8 protein-coding genes and 1 pseudogene are annotated in these 10113 nt (G+C 66.9%); 7 read left to right on the top strand and 2 right to left on the bottom strand.

The annotated features are described in order from the left end of the window. The 3 genes and pseudogenes from HCJ94_RS31660 to HCJ94_RS28830 all read left to right on the top strand — a co-directional run. Positions 1-139 (top strand): annotated as a pseudogene (locus HCJ94_RS31660) (IS630 family transposase); the annotation flags it as partial. 855 nt (positions 140-994) lie between these two features. Then, entirely contained in the window at positions 995-2143 is a 1149-nt protein-coding gene (locus HCJ94_RS28835; RefSeq protein ID WP_168004159.1) for a hypothetical protein, read from the top strand. A 377-nt stretch (positions 2144-2520) separates the two neighbouring features. Beyond that, positions 2521-2898 (top strand): hypothetical protein, encoded by a 378-nt coding sequence (locus tag HCJ94_RS28830; RefSeq protein WP_168004158.1) that lies wholly within the window; start codon positions 2521-2523, stop codon positions 2896-2898. 32 nt (positions 2899-2930) lie between these two features. On the opposite strand, the gene HCJ94_RS28825 is transcribed toward HCJ94_RS28830, so the two are convergent. Then, positions 2931-4043, bottom strand: a complete 1113-nt coding sequence (locus tag HCJ94_RS28825; protein WP_168004157.1) for an endonuclease/exonuclease/phosphatase family protein — start codon at positions 4041-4043, stop codon at positions 2931-2933. A 348-nt stretch (positions 4044-4391) separates the two neighbouring features. Between HCJ94_RS28825 and HCJ94_RS28820 the strand changes: the two genes are divergently transcribed. Together HCJ94_RS28820 and HCJ94_RS28815 are read left to right on the top strand one after the other, a co-directional pair. Continuing rightward, entirely contained in the window at positions 4392-4934 is a 543-nt protein-coding gene (locus HCJ94_RS28820; protein WP_168004156.1) for a hypothetical protein, read from the top strand. A 116-nt stretch (positions 4935-5050) separates the two neighbouring features. Then, positions 5051-6055, top strand: a complete 1005-nt coding sequence (locus tag HCJ94_RS28815; protein ID WP_168004155.1) for a pentapeptide repeat-containing protein — start codon at positions 5051-5053, stop codon at positions 6053-6055. A 108-nt stretch (positions 6056-6163) separates the two neighbouring features. Here HCJ94_RS28815 and HCJ94_RS28810 read toward each other — a convergent pair whose 3' ends face one another. Continuing rightward, positions 6164-6736 (bottom strand): DinB family protein, encoded by a 573-nt coding sequence (locus HCJ94_RS28810; protein ID WP_205802077.1) that lies wholly within the window; start codon positions 6734-6736, stop codon positions 6164-6166. Positions 6737-7245: 509 nt separating this feature from the next. On the opposite strand from HCJ94_RS28810, the gene HCJ94_RS28805 reads away from it, so the two are divergent. Beyond that, positions 7246-8085, top strand: a complete 840-nt coding sequence (locus HCJ94_RS28805) for a tetratricopeptide repeat protein (RefSeq protein ID WP_168004154.1) — start codon at positions 7246-7248, stop codon at positions 8083-8085. A gap of 335 nt (positions 8086-8420) precedes the next feature. Continuing rightward, the gene (locus HCJ94_RS28800) at positions 8421-9065 is read left to right on the top strand and encodes a hypothetical protein (RefSeq protein ID WP_168004153.1); all 645 of its coding nucleotides are present in this window, start codon (positions 8421-8423) and stop codon (positions 9063-9065) included. The last annotated feature ends 1048 nt before the right edge of the window (positions 9066-10113 follow it).

The raw sequence follows: 10113 nt of genomic DNA, 5'->3' as shown, positions 1-10113 counted from the left end.
GCGACTACAGACCTACCTGCGCTGGCGCAACGCCAACGCCCGCCACCCCGACGTCCTGACCGCCCAACGCCGCGAACGCGCCCGCATCCGCAGCGAACGCCAACAACGATGGGGCCAACCCACCACCCGCGCAGCCTGACCCCAACACCCTGAACGTTGGTGGTCACGGCACTAGCAGGCGAGGTTGGCCGAGCGGAGCAGCAGGCGCGTCAGCAGTTGCTGAGTGGTCATGACCGTGCAATCGACGTAGAGTTCGATTTCAGGCGGGCATCGGCACATAATGCTTCGGGTGCTTCGGGTGCTTCGGGTGCTTCGGGTGCTTCGGGTGCTTCGAGGCGGGGTCGGCTGCGCGATGTAGCGGCCTACTACCAACGGCTTAGATCACGTCGGATGGTGATCACCGGCGCGCCGGGGGCGGGCAAGACTATGCTCGCAGTGGAGTTGATTTTAGCATTGCTGGAAAACCGAGCTTCCAGTGATCCAGTCCCTGTGCGGTTGTCGGCTGCCTCTTTGGACATCGATATTCATCGACCCAGATGAGGCGAGTTCAGCGTGGAGCGGTGGCTAGCAGCCCATCTGGCCAGCGCCTACCACTGGTCGCCGCGCTCTGCCCAGGCAATAGTAGAGGCTGGCTTCATACTGCCAGTAATCGATGGGCTTGACGAGCTAGACGCGACCGATAGCCCGGGCTACACCTCTCGGGCTGGGCGGGCGCTACGGATGCTCAACGCCTATCAGCGCTACCGCAGTAAGGCGGATTTGGTGGTGACTTGCCGCAGCGGACAATATAGGGCCTTGATCGCAAATAGCACGGGGATCGAGGATGCGGCTGAAATAGAAATTCGGCCAGTAAATGCAGCGAAGGCTAGCGCGTTTATCTGCGCGGGTTAAGGACGCGGTCCGGTGGCAACCGGTGTTAAACACTATCAAGAGCGAGCGCTATGGTCCTCTTGCGGTCGGACTCAGCACGCCCTGGCGGCTGACCCTGGCAACAGTGGTCTATGAACAGCGCAGCCCTGATGGGGCGTTTCTGCGTGACCCGAACGATCTGACCGATTCGAATCTGGCTACCGCAGATGCGGTACGTGACCATTTGCTGGGGCTTTTCATACCCGCCGCGCTCAAAGCAATGCCAGGTCAGCCGTACGATCCGCCTCAGGTGCATCGATGGCTGGCAGTGATGGGCGACTACCTCAATCGCAACGCTGCCACCGGGCGGAGCTTGGGTGGGCGGATGCTGTCAAGTACCGATATCGTGCTCCACGAATTGTGGCCCCTCGCTGGCTTCCGTCGCCCCCGTGTTGTGGTCCTCATCATCTTCGTAACGATGTGGCTCATTGCTACCGCGACTCTCCACTCCCAAGTTGGCATCGGGTCGACGATGGTTCAGCTGCTGGGCATCGGGTTCCCGACGCTGTTCATTCTCCTTGTTGTTCGTGAGTCGTGGTCGGTTGTGTGGCCTGAACCGCAGCGACTGAACCCTGCTCTGCTTCGCAACTCCGGTGCCCGCCGTCAACTTGGGCTCGCGCTTGTTTTCGCTCTCATCCTTTGCTGTGCGATTGCGGCCGCCTTTGTTCTCGCGGCGGTCGCACTCGGAAGCATGATCGAAAGCGCGATGCAGAGCCTTTTCGATAGTTTGTTTGGAAGCGTGCCCGGGGGCGACTCTGAAAGCGAACTTGCGAGCGAATTCAATAGTTATTGGCTCAAGTTCGGACTTCCGTTCGGGCTCGCGGCTGGGTCAATTATGGGGCTGGTGGCCGCGTTTGAAATAATGGAGGATAGGGGGACCGGGGCGTCGAACCCGAGATCGATCCCTGGTGGCGACCTTGCGTACGGTCTCGCGCGAGGGCTCGTAGGCGGGCTAGGAATTATCGGCGTTATGATTTTTTCGGGTCAGGAAGCCTGGCTCCCATACTGGTTTGCGCTGTTGCTCGCAGGGGGACTTGGTAGCGGCGCCGCGGGAGTCCGATACATTGCCTTACTGATCTGTACGCGAAAATGCAGTAAGCATTGGCTTCCCTGGCGGCTCGGGAGCTTCCTCACCCTCTGCTACATGGCCGGTCTGGTGCGAATTGCTGGCAATGGCTACCAGTTCCGCCATCGAGAGCTGCAGGACTACCTGGCCCGCCATCCAGTTTTATGATGACGACTGGAGGTGATAGGTGCTACTTCTACGTGTGCACCTTGGGCGAGGTGAGACAGACGGCGAAGCGTGTCCAGCAGTTCGAACTCTCGGCAACGCCAGTGGCAGGGAAGGAGCGACTGCATCAGGGGCAATAGGGGGCGGGCGCCGAACAGCCGCCAAGGTCCAAATCCGTGTCAAGGTGCTGCTGGCGCTGTACCCCCCGCCTTCGCCGCCACCTGCCGCAAAGTCAGCCCGGCGAGCTCGCGCTGGCCGTGCGCGCCGCCGCGAACTCGGCGCGTCCGTTGATCCGGGTGAGGTCGGAAAAATCGTCTGATCGAACGGAATCCGTCGTCGCCGAACCGCGTTGCACGGTCTGTGGACAACCCGCATCGCGGGTGGAGCTCGTCCCGCCCGGCGCGAAGCCGTCCGGCTGGCAGCATTGGACTCCGCAGGGACGTGACGTCTTCGACGCTGCCAGACTGCGCCACGGAGACCAGCGGTGGTGGCTGCTGTTTTCGGGTATTGAGGCAGGCAACGGATACGGCAACCCGGTGGAGCCGGCGGAAGCGACGAGGATTGCCGGCGCTTTCGCCGAGCCGTATCGGTACGCGATGGTAAGGACGGCCGGCTTCCACGACGACGCCGGGTTCTGCGGCCCATGCGATGCGCCGTACTGCCACCGCCATTGGAACGTCTTCAGCAGCGGATACGGCGCCTGCCCTCGCGGCCATGGCAAGAGCCTGGGCCCCCTCGCCCGGCCCGTTGATCTCTAGCAAGCGTCGGCTAGCGGCCGAGCGCGGGACCGTCAGTCGAGGGCGAGGTCGATGTAGGCGGGATCGTGGTCGGATCCATCGCCGCTGATCTGAGTGCGGCGCATGACATGCGCCGCCGTGACCGTCAGGTCCGGGCTGGTCCAGATCTGGTCGTAGAGGGCGAAGGTGGTGACACCTTTGTCGCGGTGGCGGTGGGTCCAGATGGTGGGGGACAGGTCCGCGAACTTGTCGTCGACCAGGGTGCCGCTGCGGTTGGGGCCGGCGACGGTGGTGCCCTGGTGGATCTGTTCGGTGAGGTTCGCCGTTCGTAGCGCGGCGAGGGTGTCGGCGTCGGGTGTGTCGTTGAGGTCGCCGGTGACCACGACCCGGCGGGTCAGCCGCTGACGACGCAGGATCTGCGCGATCGCGGTGGCTTGCTCGCTGCGCCGGCGGGCGATGCCCTCGCGGGCGGCGAGGACCTCGTCGGGGCTGAGGGTGTGCTCGTCGGCGATGAAATTGCTCTTGAGATGGTTGACGAAGACGTGGAGCGGCTTGCCGTCCGGGGCGGCGATCTGCGCTTGGAGCAGGTCACGGCCGAACACCGGCTCGCCGGTGGAGTCGGGCCAGAACCGCCAGGAACTGATGCGGGTGATCGGCAGCCGCGAGCAGATGGCGACATCGATGCGGCGGGGGTCGTTGCCTTCCACGACGACTCGGTAGCGGTAGTCAACGCCGAGGGGACGCAAGTCGTCGCGGTGGAACGTGTCCAAGGCGTCCTGGTCTTCGACCTCCTGCAGGCACAACACGTCGGCGTCCAGCGCGGCGATACGCCGGGCGATCCACGCCCGGGCCTTCGGGTCCTTGCCCTTGACGAGTTTGCCGCGGAAGGTGCGCAGGATGCCGCTCATGCGGGTGCCGTCGGGTAGCACCACCTCGACCACAGACGGTTGCCCACCGCCCGGGACGTCTGTTGCCTCCGGCGGGGCGTCAGTCGCGATTTCGGCAAGCGGCGGGTTCGCCACGGTCCTGGGAAGTTCCGCCTGGAACGACCAGCGGGAGAACAGGTTGTTGGCGTTGAACGTCGCGATCCTCACCGCCACCGCCTGCTCTCCCTGACGCTGGACTCCGCCCATCCCTGGTTCGACGATATGGCCCGCCTGCCCCAATCCGTGTCAACTATCAGCAACCCGCCAGTTCCCGCAGCCCGGCGAAGACGAGAAGGTGCGTCGCGAGGGTGGGATGTGGTACCGAGTCAAGCGTTCTCCGACGTTGTCGGGCGCAAGGGGTGTACCTCAGCCGCCAAGCGGCCGGCGGCGAGGACACGATCCGCGGTTGAACGGCCGAGGTCGTGGTATCGGTGGACGGCCCGCTGGTCGGTGTCGTGACGGCTGCCCGACTCTCAATGTGGCGGCGCGGGTCGGGGTGGGGGCGGAAATCCGACAGCCCGGTGTGTGTCGCGCCCGTCCGGCCGTAGCCTCCGGTTCGGGACCGTTCGACATCCGGGGAGGCGCAGCGTGCGGATCCGCGTCGTCCTCGTGCTGCTCGGGCTCGTGCTGGTCGGCGCATGCAGCTCCGGGAAGGCCGACCCGGTGCCGACGCCGTCGCCGTTCGGGTATCCGGGTACGGAGGAAGGAGCCGCGGCGCTCGCCCGGGATTTGCGCACCGCGACCACGCCGGAGCTGTTCCAGTCGCTGAAGCCCACTTCGGGCGACTACCGAACGCTCTACGACGACGAGTTCGCGGCCCGGGCGGAGCCGTACTACGAGCGGTGGATTTGGACGGCGAAGGTTCCGGCGCCGCTGGAGGCCAAACCGGACCAGACCGAGACGTCGGTCCAGTGCTTCCGCACCGACGACATCCGGGCGTGGACTCCGGAGGTCAGGGCCAACCTCGCCGGAGGCTACGAGAAGGTCGCCCCGCATATCCGCCCGGGGCTGATTCTCTGCGACTGGGAGTACACCCGACCCGGCGAGTCGTACGGCATGGCGTACAACGGGTTGGCGTACGTCAACCAGCGCTGGGTGTTCACACCGAAACCGTGGCGGGTCCTCGGGTGAGAGGACGCCAGCCTCCGCCGCGCCGACGCAGGAAGCCGCCAACCGCGCCGGCTTCCGCTCCCGCACCCGTGTCCGATCCGACCCCGAAGCCCGTCTCGGCTCCAGTGGTTACGCTGATGCCGGCCCCGGTCGACTGGTTCCAGCGGGTCGCCGCCGCCGCGGCCCTGCTCACCGCCCTGGGCACGGTCGGCGCGCTGTGGTTCACCCGCCAGTCGCTGGACTACACCGCCGAAACAACTGACGCCACCCGGCGCCAGGTCGAAGTCGCCGAGAAGGGGCAGGTCACCGATCGCTACATCCGGGCCACCGAGCAACTGGGCTCCGACAAGCTCGGCGTCCGGCTGGGCGCGATCCACGCCTTCGCGCGGCTGATGGACGACTCGAAGCCGGACATCCCCACCATCGTGGAGGTGCTGGCGGCCTACGTCCGCGAACACGCGCCACGGGCGCGTCCCCGACCCACCCCGCCGCCCCTGCCCGAGGGTTGCCCCGAGAAGACGGCCAAACCCACCCGAACACCCACCGCCGACGTGCAGGCCGCGCTCACCGCGATCGGACGGCGGCCGGTCGGCCCCGGCCTGACAGCGGCGCGGATAGACCTGACGGGCGTCGACCTGACCGGCGCTGACCTCGTCCGCCTCCATCTGAACGGCGCGCAACTGTCCAGCGCGGACCTCTCAGGCGCCAACCTATTCCAGGCGCACCTGGAACAGGCGGTGCTGCGCAACGCCCGACTGGCCCACGCCACGCTGCGTCACGCCCAACTGCGCGGCGCGGACCTCTCCGACACCGACCTGAGCGACGCCAACCTGGAAGAGGCCGACGCCACCACCGCCTTCTTCCCCGATGCCACCATGCCTCGAGTCAGGTTGTCGCACGCGGTGCTGAGCCGCACGGACTTCCTCCTGGCGAACCTGTGCTCGGCGAGCCTGGGAAGCGCCACTCTGACGGCCACCAACTTCAACGCGGCCAACCTCACGGAGACGTACCTGGTCGACGCCCGCTTCGACGGCACCCACCTCATGGGCGCCGACCTCACCGGCGCGAAGGGCCTGACCAAGGCGCAGCTCGCGAAGGCAGTCACCGACCGGCGGACCCGGCTCCCCGCCGACCTGCCGTGAGGACGACGTTCGGTATCACGTCGCCTGGCCAACCCTGTAGCGATCGAGAATCGCGTCCGGCGTCGTTCGACTTCGCGGTTCCCGTCGAGCCAGTCGGTCCGACGCCGATCAGGTCGCCTTCCGTCTCGCGCCTGTCTGCAGGGCGTCGAGGTCCCGTTCGGCGAACTGCCGGTGGTGCCACTCCTCGTTCAGGACGATCAGCAGGCACTCGCGCACCGGGAAGCTTGCCGGCGGTGGCCAGCCGGCCCCCGCGACCGGCTCACTGCGGCTGGCCAGGGACTCATCGGTCAGACCGTCCAGCACCGTGCGTACGCTCGCCATCCGTTCGCGGCGCAGCGCCAGGACCTCGTCGAGCGAGGGACGGGCCTCGCGGTCCCGCGGGATCCCCGGGGTGTCCGGCATCTCGTCCCACGGCAGGTCGAGCGGGTCCCACGGCGAGGGGTCGCCGAGGATGGCCCGCCGCACCCACGCATCGGTGGCGAACACCAGGTGTCGCAGGGTCTCGATAAACGACCACTCGCCGTCCACCGAGTCATGCAGTAGCCCGGGGTCCAGGCCGCGAGCGCGCTCGACGGTGCCGTCCCAGAGCCGCTCGACGATGCCCCACGCATCCGGGGAAGCCGTCGGGGTCGGTCGGGCGCATCCTGGCTCGGACGGCGTCGCGCCGGTCGAGCTCCGCATTAACCAGAGGCGCCACGTCGACCCCGTTGACCGTCGGCGGAAGCGATGGGCTGCACGCAGCTTTGCAACAGCTCATTTGCGTCTACCGCTGGTCGCGGGCGTGCCCGGGCGAAGCATCTGCGGTGACCGTTCCCAAAGGCTCCGCGAACAAACGGAAACGAGTTCATGAACCTGAGTTAGTGCGGCCTGCATGCCCAGCCACTCGTCCCCGTAGGGCTGTGTTGCGGCAAGCCAGGCATCGATTCGATCAACGGCCAGGTCGCCGAAGGTGTCCAGGCGTGGGTTGGGCGAGATGAACTGGAGTTCGTCAAGGCCGTGACGGAGGTCACCGCGAGCGGCCCGGACGTCGGCGCTCGTGTCGAGGCCGGCGTCAGGGTGCTTGGCCCGTATAAGGGTCGCTACGGCCGCCATGACCAGTGCGCGCGGCTCGCGTGCCTCCCGCAGGAGGTGCTGCCCGCCTGTCCCACCTCGGCCGGCAGGCGGAGGCTCTCACGCCTACCGGGGAGGCGGTGGAGATCTACCGGCGGCTGGCCGAGGCGGTGCCCGCAGCGAATCTGCCCCACCTGGCGATGGCGCTGCAGAACCTCGGCATTCAACTGTCCTGGTTGGACAGGGGCGAGGATGCGTTGTCCCGGATCGGGGAGGCCGTGGAGATCTACGGGCGGCTGGCCCGGTCCCTTCCGTCCGCGTACCTGCCCAGCTTCGCGTCGTCGCTGGCGGCGCTCGGCAATCTGCTGGCCCGGCTGGGCCGGTGGGGCCAGGCCCTCGACGTCTACCGCGACAGCGTTGACGTGTACCGCGGGCTGGCGGAGGCGGACCGGGCCGCGCATCTGAAGGACTACGCGATCGCGCTGAACAACCTGGGTGCGCAGCTGTCCAGGCAGGGGCGCGACGATGAGGCCGTAGCGCCGATCGAGGAATCCGTCACGATCCACCGGAGGCTGGCCGATCACGACCCTGGCCACCTGCCGTACCTCGCTTCGTCGCTGAACAACCTCGGGCACCGGCTGTTCGACATCGGCCGGGTGGCGGAGTCGATCACACCGACGAGGGAAGCGGTGATCATCCGCCGGCAGCTCGCCGAGGCGAATCCGGCCGCCCACCTGCGCGGGCTGCTCACGACCCTGTGGGGGATCGTTCGGGTGCGTACCAGCCGCGGCGTCGACCTGCCGGGGGCGCTGGCCGCGGCGGAGGAGGTGGTCGCGATCTACGAACGCCTGGTCCAGATGTCGCCGGCGTACGCCGGCGATCTGCGCGCCGCCCGCCACGCCGTCGCCGACGTAATCGACCGGCTCGGGCCGAGCGAGGAGGCCGCCGAGCGTCGTCGCGAACGGCGCTACAGAACTTGAAGGGTCACGTTGTGTTGGGTTCGAGGGGCAGGCCGGTTCGGGTGAGGAAGTTGTCGAGCAGGTCGGGCCGTACTGGACGCGTTTGAGTCTGTTCTTGACGATCGCCTGGAGGTGGTCCTGCCTTGGACGGCTGGTACCGACGCCGGTCAGTTAGGGCGCGTGTTCCCGGTGCGCTTCCCCACGGTGTCCCAACATCGTCCGGGCGATCAAACGGGGAGGATGTTACCCAGCGGCGCAGGGCCGCCAATCCGTCACCGACTCCTCGCGGGTGACCCGCCGGCCGGCACGCTGCCGGCCGCCCCACCCGCTCGCGCCCGTTTCGTAAGATGAGGCGCATGACGCGGCGGCGTGGCGCGTTGGTCGGTGCCGTAACCGCCGGCGTCGTCGTCGGGGTCGCCGTCAGCACCGACTACGCCGATGCCTGGGCGGCCTGGTTTGCCGGGTCGGCGACTGGGCGCACGCTGTGGTCGCTGCCCGTGCCGTGGTGGGGCCGGGTCGGCAAGGTACTCCAGTTCGTCGCGGGTCTGGCGGTCATCCTCGACCTGATCGGTCCATCGCGGCTGCTCGCAGTCGGCGCGTACGCGCGAAGGCAGGTGCACCACGCTGCTCGCCGGCGGGCGACGTGGTCCGCCGATCTCCGCCTCCAGGAGCGGTTCCTGCTCCTACTCGCGGCCGGCGCACCAGTGGTCGTCATCGGGTTCACCGTGACGCTCCACCTCGCACCTCCGCCGGAGAACCTGTTCACCATCCTTCTGGTGTCCTTCGGGTTTCCGGCCGCGATGGTGGGCGCCATGCTGGCCGTCGCCACCGCGTACGACCGGATGCTCGCCTGGGTGCTGAGGCTGCTTCTGCTGCCGGTATACGGCGCTGCGCGGCTGCTGGCGTTCCTGCTGGACGCCGCCCGGCCCGGACATGTGATGCGTTGGACGGCGTTGGGGCTGTTTGTGGTGGGCTCACAATTCGACCTGCTGGCCTCGTAGCGCCGAGTCGCGGCCCCGCGACTCGGCGCACGGTGTGCCCTCAAGGCCGTCAGCCCGGCAGAGGATCTCGCCGTGCTGGAGGACGAGCAAGCCGTCGGGCGCAGCGGCTCACTCCCGCCAGCTCTCTGACAGCCGGGTTCGGGACAACTGCAGTTGCAGTACAAGCCATCAGACCTGAACCGCGCGAGCCAGCACTGTCTTGGAGGAGTTTGAACGCCGAGCCGAGAACTCCGGGCAGTCGGAATGAAGATGCCATCGCGGCCGGATACACCAACCGAACCTCAGAAAGGAGCACGGCAACCGCAGTGAGCAACCGTGACGATGGCGTACTCGACGGTTGGCTTACATTCTGGACGCGTGCCCAGCGTTGGCCCCACGGCTGATACGGCTACCTGGGCGTGAGTTGTAGTTCGCTGCGAACGACGATCATGGATTCGTGGTCGATGTCGCCCCTCCGACACGAACCCCCATCCGCCGGGTGTGGAACGGCTCCGCATTGCTGCCACGCCCGGCGGTGGGATGTCTTGCCCATCCTGGCTTATCACTACGGGAGTCCCGTCATCCGGTTACCCCAGAGCGACGGCGAACCGGCGCGACAGCGACCGCAGGCCCGTGAGCTGCTGGAATGTGGTTCGGATTCTGCCAAGTATGGTCCTCCGGGGTTCGAGCCGTACCGATTATCGTAGTTGCTGCCATAGAGCCATAGTTCGTAAGAGCCAGAAGTCCGGCGCCAGGGTCAGTACCACTTCGAGGCGACTGCCATCCTGCGAATCGAGTAATGGGTTGGCGATAGTCCCGAGCTTCAGCGCCTCGCGCCAGCCGAGAGCGGACATTCGCCTACTCGCCAATGACGCATGCATGCCGGGGACTTTCAGGAATCGTTTCCCAGAGCGTCCCGGGAGCCCGTCGCTACCGGCTCGGTGCAGGTCATTCATAAGCTGTCCGATGATTTCGACGGCGGGGCGCTGACGAGCCGTCAATTTCTACCGCCGACGTCCAGTATGAGATCGATCTGTCAGGCGCCAACTCCGAGAAACTGGCTCTTCGG

The sequence above is a fragment of the Micromonospora thermarum genome, from assembly GCF_012034245.1.
Lineage (GTDB): Bacteria > Actinomycetota > Actinomycetes > Mycobacteriales > Micromonosporaceae > Micromonospora > Micromonospora thermarum.
This window is presented reverse-complemented; position numbering and strand designations above follow the sequence as displayed.

Excerpts from the sequence above, each read along its gene's own strand:
- HCJ94_RS28815 (WP_168004155.1), top strand. The coding sequence starts at position 5,051 with ATGCCGGCCCCGGTCGACTGGTTCCAGCGGGTCGCCGCCGCCGCGGCC.
- HCJ94_RS28810 (WP_205802077.1), bottom strand. The coding sequence starts at position 6,736 with ATGCGGAGCTCGACCGGCGCGACGCCGTCCGAGCCAGGATGCGCCCGA.
- HCJ94_RS28800 (WP_168004153.1), top strand. The coding sequence starts at position 8,421 with ATGACGCGGCGGCGTGGCGCGTTGGTCGGTGCCGTAACCGCCGGCGTC.